This is a genomic window from Methyloversatilis thermotolerans, from assembly GCF_000372885.1.
GTDB lineage: Bacteria > Pseudomonadota > Gammaproteobacteria > Burkholderiales > Rhodocyclaceae > Methyloversatilis > Methyloversatilis thermotolerans.
In genome coordinates, this window is record NZ_KB889967.1 from 2067943 (window position 1) to 2087504 (window position 19562).

Annotated in this window: 13 protein-coding genes; 2 read left to right on the forward strand and 11 right to left on the reverse strand. The window is 66.5% G+C overall.

Translation table 11 applies throughout. The annotated features are described in order from the left end of the window. Positions 1-63 precede the first annotated feature (63 nt). The 6 genes from A3Q7_RS0109120 to A3Q7_RS20685 all read right to left on the reverse strand — a co-directional run bounded on the left by A3Q7_RS0109120 (position 64) and on the right by A3Q7_RS20685 (position 9320). Positions 64-2337: an NADP-dependent malic enzyme gene (locus tag A3Q7_RS0109120; protein ID WP_018411562.1), complete on the reverse strand. Its 2274-nt coding sequence runs from the start codon at positions 2335-2337 to the stop codon at positions 64-66. Between the two features lie 243 nt (positions 2338-2580). Further along, on the reverse strand, positions 2581-3303 hold the full coding sequence (locus A3Q7_RS0109125) for a transglycosylase SLT domain-containing protein (RefSeq protein WP_026224654.1): 723 nt from the start codon (positions 3301-3303) through the stop codon (positions 2581-2583). A 515-nt stretch (positions 3304-3818) separates the two neighbouring features. Further along, positions 3819-4634, reverse strand: coding sequence for a hypothetical protein (locus tag A3Q7_RS0109130; protein WP_018411564.1), 816 nt, complete (start codon positions 4632-4634; stop codon positions 3819-3821). A 919-nt stretch (positions 4635-5553) separates the two neighbouring features. Beyond that, the gene (locus A3Q7_RS0109135) at positions 5554-7641 is read right to left on the reverse strand and encodes an ATP-dependent helicase (protein WP_018411565.1); all 2088 of its coding nucleotides are present in this window, start codon (positions 7639-7641) and stop codon (positions 5554-5556) included. Between the two features lie 42 nt (positions 7642-7683). Beyond that, positions 7684-8391: a mechanosensitive ion channel family protein gene (locus A3Q7_RS19700; RefSeq protein WP_018411566.1), complete on the reverse strand. Its 708-nt coding sequence runs from the start codon at positions 8389-8391 to the stop codon at positions 7684-7686. Beyond that, positions 8388-9320 (reverse strand): hypothetical protein, encoded by a 933-nt coding sequence (locus tag A3Q7_RS20685; protein WP_018411567.1) that lies wholly within the window; start codon positions 9318-9320, stop codon positions 8388-8390. The genes A3Q7_RS19700 and A3Q7_RS20685 overlap by 4 nt, the downstream gene beginning before the upstream one ends. A gap of 226 nt (positions 9321-9546) precedes the next feature. On the opposite strand from A3Q7_RS20685, the gene A3Q7_RS0109145 reads away from it, so the two are divergent. Then, on the forward strand, positions 9547-10203 hold the full coding sequence (locus A3Q7_RS0109145) for an OmpA family protein (protein WP_018411568.1): 657 nt from the start codon (positions 9547-9549) through the stop codon (positions 10201-10203). A 151-nt stretch (positions 10204-10354) separates the two neighbouring features. Here the strand turns inward: A3Q7_RS0109145 and A3Q7_RS0109150 are convergent, their stop codons facing one another. Next, positions 10355-10681 (reverse strand): hypothetical protein, encoded by a 327-nt coding sequence (locus tag A3Q7_RS0109150; protein WP_018411569.1) that lies wholly within the window; start codon positions 10679-10681, stop codon positions 10355-10357. A 310-nt stretch (positions 10682-10991) separates the two neighbouring features. Between A3Q7_RS0109150 and A3Q7_RS19705 the strand changes: the two genes are divergently transcribed. Beyond that, positions 10992-13433 carry a putative bifunctional diguanylate cyclase/phosphodiesterase gene (locus A3Q7_RS19705; protein ID WP_198289169.1) on the forward strand — a complete coding sequence of 814 codons (2442 nt, stop codon included), beginning with the start codon at positions 10992-10994 and terminating at the stop codon, positions 13431-13433. Positions 13434-13466: 33 nt separating this feature from the next. On the opposite strand, the gene A3Q7_RS0109160 is transcribed toward A3Q7_RS19705, so the two are convergent. From A3Q7_RS0109160 to kdpC, 4 genes are all read right to left on the reverse strand, one after another. Further along, entirely contained in the window at positions 13467-15227 is a 1761-nt protein-coding gene (locus A3Q7_RS0109160; RefSeq protein WP_232417886.1) for a PHA/PHB synthase family protein, read from the reverse strand. A gap of 106 nt (positions 15228-15333) precedes the next feature. Beyond that, positions 15334-16047 (reverse strand): two-component system response regulator KdpE, encoded by a 714-nt coding sequence (gene kdpE, locus A3Q7_RS0109165; RefSeq protein ID WP_018411572.1) that lies wholly within the window; start codon positions 16045-16047, stop codon positions 15334-15336. Between the two features lies 1 nt (position 16048). Then, positions 16049-18772, reverse strand: coding sequence for a two-component system sensor histidine kinase KdpD (gene kdpD / locus A3Q7_RS0109170; protein ID WP_018411573.1), 2724 nt, complete (start codon positions 18770-18772; stop codon positions 16049-16051). A gap of 202 nt (positions 18773-18974) precedes the next feature. Continuing rightward, complete coding sequence (gene kdpC / locus A3Q7_RS0109180) at positions 18975-19562, reverse strand: potassium-transporting ATPase subunit KdpC (protein ID WP_026224656.1); 588 nt, start codon at positions 19560-19562, stop codon at positions 18975-18977.

Consider the following 19562-nt stretch of genomic DNA (forward strand, 5'->3'; position numbering starts at 1 on the left):
CCTGAATGACCCTCATGGACCGGCTTGCGCCGGCCGGTCACGGCAGACCGCCGGTGAAAGCGCTCAGCGGCTGTGGCTGGCTTCGACCACGGTCAGTGCCGTCATGTTGACGATGCGCCTCACTGTCGCCGTCGGCGTCAGGATGTGCACCGGCTGTTTTGCGCCAAGCAGGATGGGACCGATGGTCATGCCCTCGCCCGCGGCCGTTTTCAGCAGATTGTAGGATATGTTTGCCGCATCCAGCGTCGGGAAGATGAGCAGGTTCGCTTCGTCCTGCAGCCGGGAATTCGGGAAGATGCGGCGCCGGATGTCGGTGTCGAGCGCCGCATCCCCGTGCATTTCGCCCTCGACCTCGAGTTCCGGATGTTCCGTGTGCAGGATCTGCAATGCGCGACGCATCTTCTCGGCGGTCGCGGTGTTCTCCGACCCGAAGTTCGAATGCGACAGCAGCGCGATCTTCGGCACGATGCCGAAGCGGCGCGCCTCGTCCGCCGCCAGCAGCGTCATTTCCACGATCTGTTCGGCCGTGGGATCGTAATTCACATAGGTGTCGCACAGCATGAGGGTGCGGCCCGGCAGGTTCAGCAGGTTCATCGCATAGAAATTGCGAAGCCCTTCCTTCAAGCCCAGCACATTGCGCACGAAATGCAGATGGCGCGCGAAATTGCCGAAGGTGCCGCAGATGAGGCCGTCGGCATAGCCCAGGCGCACCAGCAGCGCACTGATCAGCGTGGTGCGGCGGCGCGCTTCCATCTTCGCGTATTCGACCGAAATACCCTTGCGCTCGGTCAATGCATGGTAGGTGGTCCACAGTTCCTTGTAGCGCGGGTCACTGTCCGGCGTCACCAGTTCGAAATCGATGTCCTGGCGCAGTCGCAGCCCCAGTTTTTCGATGCGCGACAGCACCACGTCGCGGCGGCCGACCAGGATGGGGCGCGCCATGCCCTCGTCCACCACGTAGCGTACCGCGCTGAGCACGCGCTCATCCTCACCTTCGGCGTAGATGATGCGCTTCGGATTCCTCCTGGCCTCTGCGAATACCGGCTTCATGACCAGACCGGAAATCCACACCAGATTGTTCAGTTGCTGACGATAGGCCTCGAAGTCCTCGATCGGCCGCGTCGCCACGCCGGAATCCATCGCGGCCTGCGCCACCGCAGGAGCGATCTTGACGATGAGCCGGGGATCGAAGGGCTTGGGAATGAGGTATTCCGGCCCGAATGACATCGGTTGTTCACCATAGGCGGCACGCACGATTTCGCTCTGTTCCACCTGCGCGAGATCGGCGATGGCCCTTACCGCGGCCAGCTTCATCTCTTCGGTAATGGTGGTGGCACCGACATCCAGCGCGCCACGGAAGATGAACGGGAAACACAGGACGTTGTTCACCTGGTTCGGATAATCCGACCGACCGGTGGCGATCACTGCATCGTCACGGATGGCCTTCACGTCCTCCGGCATGATTTCCGGATTGGGGTTGGCCAGCGCCAGGATGAGTGGACGCGCGGCCATGCGCTTGACCATGTCCTGCTTCAGCACGCCGCCTGCCGACAGGCCGAGGAAAACATCGGCATCGCCGATCACCTCCGACAGCGTGCGGGCCGGCGTGTCCTTGGCATAGCGCGCCTTCAGAGGATCCATGTCCTCGATGCGCCCCTGGTAGACCACACCCTTGATGTCGGTCACCCAGATGTTCTCGATCGGCATGCCCAGCAGCACCAGCAGGTCGAGACAGGCAAGCGCCGCAGCGCCGGCCCCCGACGTGACCAGCTTGACCTGCCGTATGTCCTTGCCGACCGCCTTGAGACCGTTCAGCACGGCGGCTCCGACGACGATGGCGGTTCCATGCTGGTCGTCGTGGAACACCGGAATCTTCATCCGCTCGCGCAGCTTGCGTTCTATATAGAAGCACTCCGGCGCCTTGATGTCCTCGAGGTTGATGCCCCCGAAGGTCGGTTCCATCGCCGCGATGATGTCCACCAGCTTGTCCGGGTCACGCTCGTCGAGTTCGATGTCGAACACATCGATGTTGGCGAACTTCTTGAACAGCACGCCCTTGCCTTCCATCACCGGCTTGGCGGCCAGGGCACCGATCGGCCCGAGGCCCAGTACCGCCGTGCCATTGGTGACCACACCGATGAGGTTCCCGCGGGCCGTGAGCTGGCTCACCTGCAGCGGATCGGCCACGATCTCTTCGCAGGCCGCGGCTACGCCAGGCGAATAGGCGAGCGACAGGTCCTGCTGGTTGGTCAGCGCCTTGGTCGGGACGACGGAAATCTTGCCCGGAACGGGCTTGCGGTGGTACTCGAGTGCAGCGTTGCGGAAATGCTCGTCCATGTGAACAGCGACTCCTCCGGTCGAGTGGCTCGCGACACACCCGATGCCTCACCTGATGAGTGCGGCATGATGCAGCGCGAAAACCGGAGATTTTAGCTGTTCGCAACCCCTCGCGGCATTCGGTTTACCGATGTAGCGAGGCAACTTGCGGCGGTGCGGGCTGATACCACATGCTCGATGCGTACACGCCGATGGGCGTGTACGCCGCTTTGCCGCGCCGGAGGATCGCGCGCGGCCGGGGCGTCAGAGCGTCGCCTGGGCGGTCTGGATCACCGGACGTGGCGCGAATATCGCGGAAAGACGGCGATATTCCGACAGCACCTTGTTGGAATAGACCTGGTCCGGGTCCTCGATGGAACCGACATAGCGCTGCAAGCCGCCCTCGACTGAACCCGCGGAGCGTATGTACTCGTGCAGGACCTGCGCACCGACGAAAATGCTCACGCGCGGCTCAAGCAATGTCGCCTGGGGCCCGAACTGCGCCAGCTTTTCCGGATGATATTTGGGAATGACCTGCGTCAGCCCCTGCGCGCCCCACACGCTTTCCGCGGTCGGATTGAAGGCGGATTCAACCGAAATGAGTGCAATCAGCATCAGCGGATCGAGCTTGTACTGGGCCGAAGCCTCGTAGATGTCGCCGATGTACTGCTCCAGCGCCGCCCGCGCCACGCGATGCTTGCGCGCAACATGTTCGGCAATCTGCTGTTGCTGACGGGTCAGCATGGACGCATTGCCCGACCCTGTTGCCGGCAGGTCGGACAGACCCGCTTCCAGCGATACCGCCTGTGCGCTGCCCAGCAGCGAAATGCCCGGCAGGGCCGGCACCATTTTCGGCGTCAGGCCCACTTCGGCGACGCGCATGGCGACGAATACGCTCACCATGACGCCCACCGCGAGCAGTCCTCCGTGTGCGAAGTGCAGCACAACGGCTGCGGTGCCCTTGAGGACAGAAAGACATTTTTTCATGCAGCACTCCTTTCGTGCGCACCACGACCGACGGAACGACGGGCCGTGAAACGCCTGAGGAGCCCGGATCACCGGGCTGTTACCGCGCCTCGCGATGACGCGAAGCAGACGGCAGAGCTTGATACGCGAAGTTCGCGAGCCTGTTCGGTGGCCGGAACATTGGGCAGACCGGCGTGTGTGGTGGGGCCGGTCAATCTGGACTACTGATGGCAGCGCTTCGATTCGGGTTGAAGAAGCGTGCCGGGGAGGCGATCAAGCGATGAAAGATGGCCGCATCTTCCGGATTTGCGCCGACGAGGTCAACCCGCCTTCGTAACAACACGTCAAATGACGTGCGCGCCGGGTTTGAAGCCGGACACCCCGCTTGACCGCCGCGGAATGCAAGAAAAGTGCGAGTCGGATCCTTGCTGGGGCCTGCATCGACCGCGCGGCATGCGCCCGGATGACCCGTGCCGTGGACGAAAAAAAAGCGGCATGGGCCGAAGCCACATGCCGCTTTCGCAGACTCAGGCCGATCAGGACGGACGCGAACCCGTCGGGAAAGGCCACGCGGCGGCCGGGTTCAGCGAAGACTTGATGCCCGGCGTTGCCGCGGTGGACGGCGTCGCCGGAGCCGGGGCAGCGGCCGGCGCGTCTGCCGGCTTGGCAGCGGCCGGCGCGGCTTCGGTCTTGCTCACAACCTTGGTCACTGCCGGTGCAGCCACCTTCTTGGCTGCGGGCTTGGCAGCCGCCTTCTTCGCGGCCGGCTTGGCAGCAGCCTTGGCCGGAGCGGCAGCCTTCTTCGCGACCGGCTTGGCAGCGGCCTTCTTGGCCGGAGCGGCGGCCTTCTTCGCGACCGGCTTGGCAGCAGCCTTCTTGGCCGGAGCGGCAGCCTTCTTCGCGACCGGCTTGGCAGCAGCCTTCTTGGCCGGAGCGGCAGCCTTCTTCGCGACCGGCTTGGCGGCAGCCTTCTTGGCCGGAGCGGCAGCCTTCTTCGCGACCGGCTTGGCGGCAGCCTTCTTGGCCGGAGCGGCGGCCTTCTTCGCGACCGGCTTGGCAGCGGCCTTCTTGGCCGGAGCGGCGGCCTTCTTCGCGACCGGCTTGGCAGCAGCCTTGGCCGGCGCCGCCTTCTTCGCGGCCGGCTTGGCAGCGGCCTTGACCGGCGCCGCCTTCTTCGCGGCCGGCTTGGCAGCGGCCTTGACCGGCGCCGCCTTCTTCGCGGCCGGCTTGGCAGCGGCCTTGGCCGGCGCCGCCTTCTTCGCGGCCGGCTTGGCAACTGCGGCCTTCTTGGCAGCGGGTTTCACCGGGGCACTCGCCTTCTTCGCCCCCTTCTTAGCTTCAGCTTCAGCCATGACATCACTCCTTTCGGATAACAGGATTGGACAGCACCTCAGCCCCTCCGGTGGCGGAAGGTCTGTTCGAGACGACGCACGGTGTGCGCCCGGTCTGAACACCACACGCTCTGCGCGAGGCGACCCGCCCCCGCACAGAGCTCCGGGTCAACGACCCGAACGGCACCCACGCGACCAGAGCGGCGCGGATGCCGGATTCATTCACGCAAGACACCGACGAACGATGCTTACGGCAAACGCTATGACTAATGAAGACCCACCCACCTTGCAATGTGACTTCCGTCCATGGAAATGCGATGTGAGCCGTATGGATCGGCGAAGGCGTCGCGATCAGGAAACGGCGCGACGTGAAGGCGGGAACACTCGATGCGGGAACCGCTGAGTGCGAGGCGCACGCGAACGGCACGACGGGCCAGGGACGCTTCATGCCGCATGACGGCGCGACGGAAGATATCGCGGAGCAACTGAGTGCGGGACCCTTCGCTCATGGAAGAGTCGATCACTTTTGTGGGGGAAAGAACTGCCGACGCACCGGGTCGACCGGATGCAGAAACGAGGCTTGAAGATGTCGTCGCAACGGACTGATTCATGGAGCGAAAGTATTGCACAACCATGAGCCGTTAAAGCAACAAACCACACAAAAGTCCAGAATTTTTTTGCTGCCGTCGTTTTCCAGTGCGTCGAATCAGTCGATGAACCGGTAAATCCGATGTTGTCAACCGCCTCCCAAAAGGCCGTCACACGCCATTTTTTCCAGCGCATGCCGATACCACCCTCACATGGCAGATGCACCGGACACAGCCGCGGCGTGTTGCATGGATGCAAAAACCGGGCAAGCGTCAACCTCACCTGTAGTGTGCGGCAGATGCCTACCTACTAGATGCAGTGTGCGAAGCGGACAGCATGCAGGAGCCACGATTCAACGCCACATCGACCTCATCCGCTCGGCCAGATCGAGGCGCGCCTGTTCGACGGTCAGACCGCTGCGCTGCGCAGGCTCGACGACCGGCCAGCTTGTCTGTCCGAACCTGTCCAGCAAGCGATTCGGGATGAAGCGGGTGCGGCCGGCATAGACGTGACGATCGCCATGCGGGGATTGCGCGGTGAGATAGAAGCGCTGTGGCATGACCAACTCGAGCTGGTCGCGCGCACGCGTCATCGCGACATAGAGCAGCCGACGCTCTTCCTCGATCTCGGTCTGACTGCCGGTCGACATTTCGGACGGAATGCATCCGTCGACCACGTTCAGCACCGATACGGCAGACCACTCGCGCCCCTTCGCGGAATGGATGGTGGACAGGATCAGGTAGTCCTCGTCGAGCAGCGGCGCCCCCGGCTCGTCGCTGGTCACTTCGGGAGGGTCCAGCGTGAGCTCGGTCAGGAAGCGCTCGCGCCCGGGATAGCTCACGGCCAGGCGGGCAAGCTGCTGGATGTCGGCGGCGCGCGCCGCCGCATCCTCGTACAACCGGTCCATCTGCGCGAGGTACCAGGACGCCGCCTGCTCGGCGCATTGTGGCCACGCGCACGCCTCGTCGCCGATCGATTCGACCACTGTCGCAAAGTCCGTCCACGCGCACCGCACCGCTTCCGGCACGGGCTGTTCCCGCAACAGCTCGGCGCCAGGCGGCGCGGTACTCACGTTGTCCAGGATGCGGGCTGCGGTCTTCGGGCCCAGGCCCTGCAGCAACTGCAAGGCGCGAAAACCGGATACCCGGTCCCGCAGGTTCTGCGCCCAGCGGAGGATGGACAACAGATCCTTCACGTGGGCCGCCTCGAGAAACTTCAGCCCGCCGTACTTCACGAAAGGAATGTTGCGTCGCGCCAGTTCGATCTCCAGACGCATGCTGTGCGAAGCGGTGCGGAACAGCACTGCCTGCGACCGCAGCCGGGTGCCCGTCTCGCGACGGGCCAGTATGCGTTCGATCACGAAGGCGGCCTGGTCGGCATCGTCGCGCACGCTCACCAGCTCCGGCTTCTGGCTGCCGTCGCGCGCGCTCCACAGCGTCTTGCCGAAACCTTCCTCCGCCAGGCCGATGACCGCGTTGGCCGCATCGAGCAGAGCTGGCGTCGAACGGTAGTTCTGTTCCAGCACGACGCGCTGCGCGGGCGGATCGAAGCGCGCGGGAAAATCGAGGATGTTGCGGACGGTGGCTCCGCGGAAGGCATAGATGGACTGTGCATCGTCGCCCACCACGGTCAGCCCGCGCCCGTCCGGTTTCATCGCATACAGCAGCGACGCCTGCAGGCGATTGGTGTCCTGGTACTCGTCCACCAGTACGTGCCGGAAACGCTCGCCCAGCTCCCGGCCTATCGAAGGTTCGGCCGCCATGTGCGACCAGTAGAGCAGCAGGTCATCGTAGTCGAGTACCTGCTGTGCCTGCTTGGCATCGACGTAGGCGGCAAACAGGGCCTTCAGTTCGTCCTCCCATTCGGCGCACCACGGAAAGCCGGTGCGCAGCACGTCGGCGAGCACGGCCTGCGTGTTGACGACGGCTGAATAGATCGCGAGACAGGTGCCCTTCAACGGAAAGCGCCTGGCCTTGGCCGACAGACCTCGCTCATGCCTGACCAGGTTCATCAGGTCGGCGGAGTCCTCACGATCATGGATGGTGAAGGACGGATCCAGTCCGATCACGCCGGCGTACTCGCGCAACAGGCGCGCGCCCACGCTGTGGAAGGTGCCCGCCCACGGAAAGCCGGCGGCAGCAAGCGTGGCCGCCGACCTGCCCGACTGCGCGACGATGCGCTGCACGCGCCTTGCCATTTCATCGGCCGCGCGACGCGAAAAGGTCAGCAGCAGGATCTGCTCGGGCGAAGCGCCATGGCGCAGCAACTGCGCGACACGGTGGGCGAGCGTATGCGTCTTGCCGGTGCCCGCACCCGCGATCACCAGCAGCGGTCCGGGCGGCGCACCGTCGGCAATGCCGGCGGTCGCCGCCGCGCGCTGCTTCGGATTCAGGGCCTCGAGCGGATCGGACGGAAGCGGGGCGGTGAAGAGATCGGACACGGCTGCAGCATATCGACGGGACTGGACGAATATACAGCCCCCTCAGCGCGGATTGGCATCCGTTTTTCGTGCGGCAGGCGGCGACCACCATTGATCGCGCGGCACGACCTGGGGTGACGCGGGATCGGCCAGATAGTGCGGCGACATGATCTGCACGCCGTATTCGTTGAACACATCCAGGATGTTCCCGTGCAAGCGGTTCAATGCCTCGGCGCGCGGCTCGGGCATGCTCTTGTCCATCCGTGCGCACAAGCGATACTCGACGTAGAAATCGGACAGCGCGGTCTGCAGCACATAAGGGGACGGCGCTGCGGCGACGCCGGCTGTGCGCGCCGCCGCCTCGAGCAGCAGCGCATGCACCTGGCGCCACGGCGTGCCATAGCCGATGGTGACGGTGGCGTGGACCCTGAACTGGCCATCGGTCACCAGACGCGAAAAATTGTGTACGGGCTGGGCGAATACCACACTGTTGGGAATGCTCACTTCCTCTCCCATGCCGGTGTGGATTCGGGTAGAGAACAGGCCGATCGCGATCACCGTGCCTTCGGTATCGCCGATCTTCACGTACTCCCCCGGGCGCAGCGCACGCGCGTACATGAGACCGAAGCCCGACAGCGCCTGGCCGACGATGCTGGACGCGCAGAGCGAAAGCATCAGGCCGGCGGGCACCGTCACACCCTTGAAGGCCTCGCTGTGCGCACCGGGAAGACAGGGATAGGCCATGGCCAGCGCGAACAGCCAGATCGTCATTGCCCAGACGTCGGGTGGCCCCTGCCGTATCGGTATCGAGCCACGCGAGTCGCAGTCCATCCCGCTCGACACGTTCGAGCAGAACCGACAGAGCTCTCGAGGCGGCACGCGCCAGCACGAAGATGAGCAGTGCGACGATCAGGCCGGGCACGGCCGAGGCAATCGCCAGCGCGAACTGCTCGATCAGACCGAGAAACCACGCGGGCGCACGCTCCCCCCAGGGCCGCATATAGGCGAATTGCCGCAGAACGAAGGTCAGCCAGCAGCAGGACGACTCCCCAGCAGATACCCTTGCCGACCAGCGCGACGAGCGCGTGCGCGGAGTCCGCATAGCCGGCGAACAGATCGCCGCTCGGGCGCGCCGCCCTCCGGCGGTGAAGCGCGCGCGTCAGCGCTGCGCCGGTCCTGCATCGCACCCAGAAAAGCCGGTTCAGCGCGACGGCGGCCAGCACGCTGGCGGCGGCCGTCCAGGCCAGCCCCGCGCCGACGCGTCCCGCATCGCGCCGCTCGCGCAGTTCGCCCCCCCCCCGCTGCAATCGCGCCTGCACCTGTCCGGCCAGGTCGACCGGCGTACTGTCCGTCGACGCTGCATCACCGGGCAGCACGTAGAACACCGTGTCCCCGTCGACCTTCAGCCCGGCATTGTCACCCTGCCCCCATGCCTCGACCCGTCCCGGCCCTTCGCGCAACAGCACGCGCTGCAACGCGCTCGCCGCGCGGCGAGCGCGTTCGGCATCGAGCAAGGCGACCGAGAATTTCATGACTTCGCGATGGTTCACCCACAGTGCGGCGTCGCGCGCCTCGACGCCATCGACCGCCTGTCCCGCCACCGCATCGCGCGCATAGAGGATGCCGGCAAGGGCAAACAGCAGCGACCACAACAGAAGGACGCGAACGGGTCCGCCCCTCCTGGCGATGACGGCGTCCATCGTGGGATCAGGTGATGACGATGTCGACAGCATGCGTCATGTGACCCCGCACGTCGAGTGCCCCCGGTCGTCCTGTCAGCGCGTGCGGACAGCCCCTGGCTGCAATGTCCGACAGCCGGGCGCCGGCAGCGGGCCGATACTTCGCATCCCTGCCATCCGGCTGACCCCATGTCGCTGACGCAGCGTGCACATCCCGCTTGCACGGCGCCAGCAAGGAGACCCGCACATGAAAAGAACACTGACCGTACTGACCGCCGGCCTGCTTGCGCTGACCGGTTGCGCGAACATGTCCGACACCCAGAAGCGCACGGCCGTCGGCACCGGCGTCGGTGCGGCGGCAGGTGCCGCGCTCGGCAGCGCGGTGGGCAAGAGCGGTGGTGCGACGCGCAGTGGCGCCCTGCTGGGCGCGGCGGTCGGCGGCATCGGCACCTATATATGGTCGCAGCGCATGGAAGAACAGAAGCGGGCGATGGAACAGGCCAGCGCCGGCACCGGGGTCGGCGTCGTCCAGACTGCCGACAATCAGCTCAAGCTGGACATTCCGAGCGACGTGTCCTTCGACGTGGGCCGCGCCGACATCAAGCCCGACATGCGACCGGTCCTGGACCGGCTGGCCCAGACCTTGAATGCGAATCCGGCAACCGAGGTACGCATCGTCGGTCATACCGACAGCACGGGCAGCGATGCCGTCAACGATCCGCTGTCGGTGAATCGGGCATCGAGCACCCGCCAGTATCTGGTGAACAGGGGAGTGGCCGCACAGCGTATCGCCATCGACGGCCGCGGCGCTCACGAGCCGGTCGCCAGCAACAGCAGCGAAGCGGGCCGGGCACAGAATCGCCGGGTCGAAATCTTCGTCGCGGAACCCGCGGGCAGGAGCTGAGCCGGAGGTGATCCCGCGGACGGCGTCATCTGGCGGCGCTGCCTGCGGGGCGCGGCCGGTCACCCCGCCCGCCGGGCGCGATGCGCTGCGTCTTCCGGAACGCGGTGGCCGGCACTTTCCCGCCTGACGGCTCGCCGGCTATTTCCGCCGGCTATTTCTTCTGGCCGAGGTAGAAACCGATCACCAGCGTGAGCAGCGGCGGAATGATCTGCTGGCAGGCCTCGAATACACGGGCCGCGCGCTCGGCGCTGTCCGGGCCTGCCCAGTAGAACATGGCCATGCCCAGCATGAACACCAGAGCGAGACAGACCAGAACGACCGAACCGAAGGTGAGATAGCGGGTTTCCGGATCCTTGCTGCCGGACCGCGCGATGAGCGCCGCCATGATGATCACGATGAACAGTTCGCCTGCCGCAAAAAGCAGCACGTTATCCATGGAACCTCCGTCCAGAGTGGCCAGATTCTCTGAAATGACCATGTCCACACCCACGTGACTTCACGGCGGGCATCATCACAGGCACGCCGCGAAATATCAACTGTCATCATCAAATAAGTGCTTGCACCCGGCACCCCGCGGAGCGAGCATTGACGCTGCGCCTGCGCGGGTGACCGCCTCGTGTTGTGCATCGAGGTGTGCTGCCGTGCGCATGCAACGGTGGACGCGCGCGCAAGCGCCTGCCCGCCGGTTCCGGCCAAGAACCCGCCGGCAGGCTCGATCGACAGCGCACGCGCTGCGGCCCCGCCATCCGGCCCGACGACGACAGACCAGTGAACCTTGCTGCGGCACCATGGCAGACGCTGACCTGATGCAAGGGCAAGCCCGCAACCGCACACGAGCGGCCGCGCGCCTGAGGCACGCGCTGAGCAGCGCAAGGCGTTGCTTCCGGCTGTACGACGTCGACGACGCCACCGCCGCGCGATTCCGCGCCCGGCAACTGGAGGCCCTGCTGCGCTACACACCGGTCGGCATGAGCATCAATGTCGTGAATGCGCTGGTGGTCGTACTCACCGCATGGTTCACCGGCATGCACGGGCCGTTGCTGATCTGGGCGGGCATCGTCTGCACGATGGCAGCCCTCGGTTTTCGCGGCTGGTGGCGGGCGCGCGGACACAGCCGTCCCACCGCGTCACGGCGCGCCTTCCGCCGCGTCAACCTGCACGCGGGGCTGCTCGCTTTCGCATGGGCGCTGATGCCCTTGCTTCTGTTTCCGGTGCCGGATCCGGCGTTGCAGATATTCGTCGGCACCGTCACCACCGGCATGATCTGCGCCGGCGGCTTCGCCCTGTCCACAGTGCCCAGCGCAGCCACCCTCTATGTGCTCATCCTGGGCAGCGGCGCCGCCGCCGCGCTGGCTCGGGCGGGCGAGGCGCACTCTTACGGCATCGCGACGCTGCTCGCCATCTATTGTCTCATCGTGATCTACAGCGCCTGGACGTTCGCGCGCACCTTCGGTGCCCGCATGGTGGCCGAGGCACGCGCGGACGAACAGAGCGCGGTGATTTCGCTGCTGCTGCGCGATTTCGAGAATCACACCAGCGACATACTGTGGGAGCTCGACCGCGAGGGACGCTTCGTGCACGCCTCGGAACGGCTGGAATCCGCACTGGGACTGAAACGGTCGGCGCTGCGCAGCGGCAACGCGCTGCGCCGGCTGCGCCGCTGCATCGGTCACAGCGCCACCGAACGCCGTGCGATATGGCGGCGACTGCGCGGGGTGTTCAGCCAGACGCAGCCATTCAAGGACGAAGTGCTCGACCTGCGGCACGGTGACCGGCATCAGAGCTGGCTGCTCAGTGCGCGACCGCTGTTCGATGGTGAGGGCCGTCTGAGCGGATGGCGTGGCGTAGCAGCCGATGTGACCGAAAGACAGCTCGCAGCGCAGCGTCTGGCCTGGCTCGCGCACAACGATACCTTGACCGGCCTGGTCAATCGGGCGCGCTTCCGCTCCAGCCTGTCCGCCCTGCTCGACACGGATCCGGCACAACTGCCCGGCTTCGCCATCGTCTGCTTCGATCTGGATGGTTTCAAGAAGGTGAATGACACGCTGGGGCATGCAGCCGGAGACGGCTATCTGCAGGAGTTCGGCGCGCGACTGCGCGCATGCGCGCGCCGCACCGACGTGGTCGGGCGACTGGGCGGCGACGAATTCGCCATGCTCATTCCGGGCGCTCGCGGCGAAGAGGAGGTGGCGGCCCAGCTTGACCGGCTCGTGCGCGTGCTGTCCGCCCCCTTCAACCTGGCGGGCAAGGCGCTGGTCATGCGCACCAGCATGGGGGTGGCGCTGTCGCCGCGCGACGGGCGCGACGTCGACGGCCTGCTCGGCTGCGCCGACCTCGCACTGTATGCGGCCAAGCACCAGGGCGGCGGTCGCTACTGCTTCTATCGGCCTGAGATGGCGGAGCAGGCGCGGCGACGCATCCTGCTCGAAGCATCGCTGCGCGATGCACTGGCCGGCCAGCAGTTCAGGCTGGCATTCCAGCCGCAACTGGAACTGCCCTCTCTGCGTATCGCCGGGTTCGAAGCGCTGTTGCGCTGGCAGCATCCCGAGCACGGCTATATCCCGCCCGCGGAGTTCATTGCGATCGCCGAGGCGAGCGGCCAGATGGGGGACATCGGCAACTGGGTACTGCAGCAGGCCTGCCGCATCGCCGCTGGCTGGAGCGGCGTGCAGTCGGTATCGATCAATGTATCGGCGGTGCAACTGGGCACCGACAGCTTCATGCAGCAGATCCGGCAATGTGCCCGGATACTCGACCCGCGCCGGGTGGAACTGGAAATCACCGAATCGGTCCTGCTGGAAAGTACCGACAGCGCGGTCGATCAACTGCGCGCACTGCGCGACATGGGCTATCGCATTGCGCTCGACGACTTCGGCACGGGCTATTCGGCGCTCACCTATCTGCGCCGCTTTCCCTTCGACATCCTGAAGATAGACCGCAGCTTCGTCGCGGACATGGCGAGCAATCCGGAGGCGCGCATCATCATCGACACCATACTTGCCATGGCGCGTTCGCTCGGCATGAGCACCGTGGCGGAAGGGGTGGAAACAGTGGAACAGGCTGGCGCGCTGTTCGCACGCAACTGTTCCATGCTGCAGGGCTATCTGATCAGTCCGCCCCTGCCGGCGGACGCCGTGCAGACCTTCATCGACACCTGGCCGCTGTCGGCGCGCTGCGATGATCTGGAGCGCCAGCTTTCACCCGGGATGCGCATCATGCGCGCACTGTGAGACGGCGCGCGTTCCGAACCCGAGCCGCCCGCGTCAACGTTCCAGCACATAGGTACCCGGCGCCGCCGCAAGCGCAGGAAATTCTTCGCTCGCCGCCGGTCGTGCCGCAACGCGCTTGCCGGCGCGCGGCTTGAGCCAGGCCATCCAGTCCTCCCACCAGCTTCCCGGTCGCGCCGCGCTGGCGTCCTGCCAGGACTCCGCCCGGTCGCCGGCCTGCACCGCCGCCGCGCGATAGCTGCGCTTGGGCGGATCGACCACCGGGTTGACGATGCCCAGGATGTGCCCGGAACTGCTCAGCACGAAGCGCTTCTCGCCGCCGATGTGGCGATGGATGCGGAAGGTTTCCCGCCACGGAGCGATGTGATCGTCCTCGGCCGCGACCGCATACAGCGGCTGCCTGATGCGCCGCAGATCCAGCGGCTCGCCGGCCACCGTCAGGGCGTCCGGCTTGATCAGCCGGTTGTGCAGGTAGAGCTCGCGCAGATACCAGCCGTGCATGGCCTGAGGCATGCGCGTCGTATCCATGTTCCAGTACAGCACGTCGAAGGCGGGCGGCGCCTCGCCATACAACCAGCCGTGCACGATGTAGTGCCAGATCAGACTGTTGGCGCGCAGCAGCCGGAACGACGCGGCCATCTCCCGCCCGTCCAGGCAGCCCTTCTGCGCCATCGCTTCGCACAGCGAACGCACGCTCGATTCGTCGATGAATACCTCGATCTCCCCCGGCGACCGGAAATCGACCAGGGTGGTGAGCAAGGTCCAGTCGGCGACCGGCACCGCGTCCTCCGGGAAATGGCGGTTCGCCCAGGCCATGTACATGGCGAGCGCGGTGCCGCCGATGCAATAGCCCACCGCGTGCACGCGCGGCGCGCCGGTGAAGGCCCGTGCCGCTTCGATGGTGCCGTGCAGACCTTCCATCAGGTAGTCGTCGAAGGTCACGTCCGCCATGTCGGGACCCGGGTTCTTCCAGCTCGTGATGAACACGTCCAGCCCCTGATCGAGCAGGTAGCGCACCATGCTCTTCTTCGGAACCAGATCGAGCACATAGAACTTGTTGATCCACGGCGTGATGATGACCACCGGTTCGGCGTGCACCCGCGGGCAGGTCGGCGCGTAGTGGATGACCTCGACCAGCCGATTGCGCATGATGACGGCACCCGGCGTCAGCGCCAGGTTCTCGCCCACCTTGAAATCATCCGGGTCGGTCATGCGCACGTCGCCAGCGCGCAGGTCGTCGAGGAAATTGCCAAAGCCGCGCACCAGGCTCTCGCCGCCGGTTTCGAACGCCTTGCGCAAGGCGACCGGGTTGGTGAGCAGGAAATTGGTCGGCGCCACCGCATTCAGCCAGTTGCGCCACCAGAACGCCGCGCGCTCGCGATCCTTTTCCGACAGCCCCGGCGTGTCGTACAGCATGTCCTGGGTGTGGCGGGTGAAGGCGAGATACCACTCCTTCAGCAGATCCCAGCTCGGCAGTTCGCTCCAGGCCGGATCGCTGAAGCGCGTGTCGCCCTCGATCGCCGGCATGGGGTCATCGCTGGGCAGACCCAGCGTGCGTCTGACCGTGTGCTGGTGCAGACGCCACAGATCGGCAGACAGCCGCGTCAGCCTGTCATGCAGTTCCGCCGGATGCGCCGCCCAGGCAAGCTGGGCATGCAGTATCGGCGCGCTCATGCCGAACGGATCGACCGATCGGGCAAGGCCATCGACGAAACTGCGCGCAATCTCGTGGACGAATTGCGCCGGCGCCTGCACCTGGGCCGCCGCGCCCGCCTCGTTCATGCCAGGAGTGTTCACTGTCGTCTCCTTCACCGATGTCCGCCTGCGCGGGTGTGATCGCCCGGGCGCGGACACGTTCCATACCGCATTGTGTCAGGCGTGCACGCACGATGCCTGACCTGGATCAGTTCAAGGGCTCGGCGACGAAGCGATAACCCACGCCGGTTTCGGTCAGCAGATGGCGCGGCCGGGACGCGTCCTGTTCGAGCTTGCGCCGCAGGTGCCCCATATATATACGCAGATAATGCGCGTGCTCGACACTGTTCGGGCCCCACACCTGCAACAGCAATTGTCTTTGTGTCAGCACCTGGCCTTCGTGTGCCGCCAGCAGCGCGAGCAACCGGTATTCAACCGGAGTCAGATGTACCGGCTCGCCGTCGCGCGTGAGCAGGCGTCTGGCACGGTCGAAACAGCATGCCCCGAAGCGGATGACCGGCGTGCCGTCATGCCCGCCGGTCGCGCGTCTCAGCGCCGCGCGCACGCGCGCCAGCAGTTCGCCGACGGAAAACGGCTTCGCGAGGTAATCATCGGCGCCGGCATCGAGTGCCGCAATCTTGTCCGCCTCGCCGCTGCGCGCCGACAGCACGATGACCGGCTGGGTGTTCCAGCCACGCAGCTCGCGTATCAGGTCCAGCCCGTCGCCGTCCGGCAGGCCGAGATCGACGATGAGCAGATCCGGCTTGCGCGTGGCGGCATCGATCAGCCCGCGCTGCAGGCGGTCGGCATCGCTCACGCTGTGGCCGGCATCCTCCAGCGCCTGACGGACGAAGCGGCGGATGCCCGGATCGTCCTCGACGATCAGGATGTGGGCGGAGGCAGCGGATGCACTGTCGTTCATGTCACAAGTGTGCCTCGACATCCGGCATCGCGCGCAGCGGCAACCACCAGCGGAACACCGCGCCGCGCGCCGGTGGCGGGCGGTTCGCCGCTTCGATGTCGCCGCCGTGCGCGCGCAGGATGGCGCGGCAGATGGACAGGCCGAGGCCGACTCCCGGCGTGCTCGATTCCGGATCGCCGCGCTTGAAGGTGAGGAAGAGCGCATCGGGATCGCCGGCCGGCAGTCCGGGGCCGTCATCGCTCACCTCGACCGTCAGCGATTCGCCCTCCGGTCGTCCGCTCACCGTGATGAGCGATCCGGGCGGGGTGTACTTGGCGGCATTTTCCAGCAGGTTCGCCATCACCCGCTCCAGCAGCACGGCGTCACCGTACAGCAGGGGCAGATCGGCCGGCAGATCGGTGTGCACGACATGGCGGTCCAGCACCGGCTTGAGCGCGGCCAGCGCGCTGCCGGTCAGCTCTTCCAGCGACAGCCAGTCATGATGCAGGCTCACCGCGCCCGCCTGCAGCCGCGCCATGTCCAGCAGATTGGCCACGAGCTGGGCGGTGCGCCGCGCCTGCGCGAGGATGGCGGATGCATCGTCCGCTTCGCCCGCGCCGCGCCGTGCAAGCGCAGCGTGCAGGTTCTCCGACATGCCGATCAGCGCCGTAAGCGGCGTGCGCAGATCGTGCGACAGTGCCGCAAGCAGCGAATTGCGCAAGCGTTCGGATTCGATGGACAAGAGCGTGTCCTGCGCCACCTGCACGAAATGCACGCGCTCGATCGCGATCGCCACCAGCGCGGCATGGGTATCGAGCAACTGACGCTGCTCGGGAATCATCAGCAGCCGGGCGCCGGATGGCTTCAGGGCGAGCACACCACGCGGACGCGTGGGTGCGTGCAGCGGCAGGTAGAGCGCCGGCGCACCGGGCAATGTGCCGGTACCGCTGCCCGCCGCTTCGCCGTGGTCGTAGGCCCATTGCGCGAGCCCGACATCGGGCTCGAAGCCATGGCCGGCGTCCGGCGGCAACAGGCGCTGCGCATCATCCGCCAGCAGGATGGCCGCATGGCCACGGAAGGCGCGGCCAACCGCCTTTTCGCCGATCTCGCACACCTGTTCCACGGTGAGTGCGCGGCCGAGATCGCGTGCCATTTCGAACAGGCCGCGCGCACGCTGTTCGCGATAACGCGCGACATTCACCTGGTACTGCAGCGAAGCCGTGAGCTGGCCGACCACAAGGCCCACCACGGTCATGACGGCAAAGGTCACCAGATATTGCGCATCGCTGACCGAGAACGTGAAGCGCGGCGGCACGAAGAAGAAATCGAAAGCCAGCACATTCATCAGCGCCGAAGCCAGCGCCGCACGCCGCCCGAAGCGCACCGCAGTCAGCACCACGGCAAGCAGGAACAGCATGACGATATTGGCCAGATCGAATACTTCAAGCAACGGCGTGGCGAGCACGGTGACCGCTGCGCACAGTCCGGCCGCCCAGGCATAGCCGCGTGCGCGCCGGGCGGTGCGCTCGGACGCCTCATCGTCGCCGGACAGCGGCATCGCCGCCGCATCGCTCGCCAGGTCGCGTGCGATCAACATCAGCTCGATCTCGGGCGCCGCCTTCATGACGCGGCGCGCGAACGGCCGCCTGCCCGGCAGGTAGTGCCAAGGCGCGCGCAGCGGGCGGTCCGCAGTCTGACCGGCGACCAGCGTGCCCAGATTGTGCTCGCGCGCATAGGCGACCACCGCCGCCGCGATATCCTCCGCTGCCAGGGTGGCCACGGTCGCGCCCAGCGACTCGGCCAGCTTCAGCGTCTGCAGGATGCGACGGCGACGCGCCTCGGGCAGGCGCTGCAAGGCAGGCGTCTCGACATAGATGGCGTGCCACGGCGCATCGGCGAGCGCGGCGCGGCGCGCGGCGGCACGCACCAGCCGGTCGCCTTCGGCTCCTGGTCCGACGCATACCAGCAGCGCATCGCTCACCTGCCACACCGCGCGGCTGTCGCGTGCGACATGGGCACGCCGGTAGCTGCGCACATCATCCTCGACACGCTCGGCGGTACGACGCAGCGCCAGTTCGCGCAACGCCATCAGATTGCCCTTGCGGAAGAAATTGCGCACCGCGCGCTCGGCCTGTTCCGGCAGGTAGATCTTGCCCTCGCGCAGGCGACGCAGCAGGTCGTCGGTCGGCAGATCGACCAGCACCACTTCGGACGCCTCGTCAAACACGCGGTCCGGCACGGTTTCCCGCACCCGTATGCCGGTGATGCCACCCACCACGTCGTTCAGGCTTTCGATGTGCTGCACGTTCACCGTGGTCCACACATCGATGCCGGCATCCCGCAGCTCCTCGACATCCTGCCAGCGCTTGGGATGCCGTGAGCCGGGGGCATTGCTGTGCGCCAGCTCGTCCACCAGCACGACCGCCGGCCGGCGCGCGAGTGCGGCATCGAGGTCGAATTCCTTCAAGGTGCGACCCTGCAATACGACGTCGCGCGGCAGCAACAGCTCCAGACCTTCCAGCTTGCGCGCCGTGTCGCTGCGCCCGTGCGTTTCCGCCACGCCGACCACCACGTCGCTGCCGGTGGCGCGCATGCGCTGCGCCGCATCCAGCATGGCCCAGGTCTTGCCGACACCGGCCGACGAGCCGAAGAATATCTTCAGACGTCCGCGCGCAGCACGGTCCGCCTCCGCGCGCGCGAGCGCGAGCAGCGCATCCGGATCCGGGCGTATCTCGTCATCGGCCATGGCGCCCCCCCGGCGGCCGGCGGCGAACGGCGGCGCCGGCGGCGGCGTGCTGATGTCGTGCGGACCTTGCGACGGAATGGGTTGTCATGACGCTGCCGGGGAGTGGGTCGGGCGGATCCGCTTCATCGCTTCCGGCGAAGGATCATATATGCGGCGAGCGCGAGCGGCCCGAAAATCGCCCCCAGCACGAGCAGGGCTTCGCTCATTGCGCAAGCATCCGGTCGAGCGCCCGGTTCAGCGCCAGCACGTTGACCGTCGGCTCGCCGATGAAACCGAGCCAGCGCGAACCGGCCTCGCGTTCGATCAGAAGGTCGACCTCGCCGCGAGGAAGTCCGCGCGCGTTGGCCACGCGCGGCGCCTGCCACAGCGCGGCCGCGACGCTGATGTCGGGATCCAGCCCGCTCGCCGACGCGGTCACCAGGTCCACCGGCAGCGCCTCGCGCTGCGCCGGATCGGCCGCGCGCAGCGCCGCCTCCCGTTCTGCCACCGCCTGCAGCAGTTGCGGGTTGTTGGCGCCCAGATTGCTGCCGCCGGACGCGGTGGCGTCGTAGGGCCGGTTCGCGGTGGCCGAAGGCCGCGGCCAGAAATGCCCCGGATCACTGAACGGCTGCCCTATCAGCGCCGAGCCGACCACCCGGTCGCCGTCGCGCAACAGCGAGCCCGCCGCCTGCTCCGGCCACACGGCATGCGCGATCGCGGTGACCAGCAGCGGATACACGCCGCCGGTGAGTGCCGTGAGCAGGACGAGAACGGACAGCGCCGGGCGCAGCAGATCGATGAAGGCATTCAT

Bases quoted from the DNA above. Each gene is read 5' to 3' on its own strand.
- A3Q7_RS0109120 (WP_018411562.1), bottom strand. From the start codon at position 2,337: ATGGACGAGCATTTCCGCAACGCTGCACTCGAGTACCACCGCAAGCCC.
- A3Q7_RS0109125 (WP_026224654.1), bottom strand. From the start codon at position 3,303: ATGAAAAAATGTCTTTCTGTCCTCAAGGGCACCGCAGCCGTTGTGCTG.
- A3Q7_RS0109130 (WP_018411564.1), bottom strand. From the start codon at position 4,634: ATGGCTGAAGCTGAAGCTAAGAAGGGGGCGAAGAAGGCGAGTGCCCCG.
- A3Q7_RS19700 (WP_018411566.1), bottom strand. From the start codon at position 8,391: ATGACGATCTGGCTGTTCGCGCTGGCCATGGCCTATCCCTGTCTTCCC.
- A3Q7_RS20685 (WP_018411567.1), bottom strand. From the start codon at position 9,320: ATGGACGCCGTCATCGCCAGGAGGGGCGGACCCGTTCGCGTCCTTCTG.
- A3Q7_RS0109145 (WP_018411568.1), top strand. From the start codon at position 9,547: ATGAAAAGAACACTGACCGTACTGACCGCCGGCCTGCTTGCGCTGACC.
- A3Q7_RS0109150 (WP_018411569.1), bottom strand. From the start codon at position 10,681: ATGGTCATTTCAGAGAATCTGGCCACTCTGGACGGAGGTTCCATGGAT.
- A3Q7_RS19705 (WP_198289169.1), top strand. From the start codon at position 10,992: ATGGCAGACGCTGACCTGATGCAAGGGCAAGCCCGCAACCGCACACGA.
- kdpE (WP_018411572.1), bottom strand. From the start codon at position 16,047: ATGAACGACAGTGCATCCGCTGCCTCCGCCCACATCCTGATCGTCGAG.
- kdpD (WP_018411573.1), bottom strand. From the start codon at position 18,772: ATGGCCGATGACGAGATACGCCCGGATCCGGATGCGCTGCTCGCGCTC.
- kdpC (WP_026224656.1), bottom strand. From the start codon at position 19,562: ATGAATGCCTTCATCGATCTGCTGCGCCCGGCGCTGTCCGTTCTCGTC.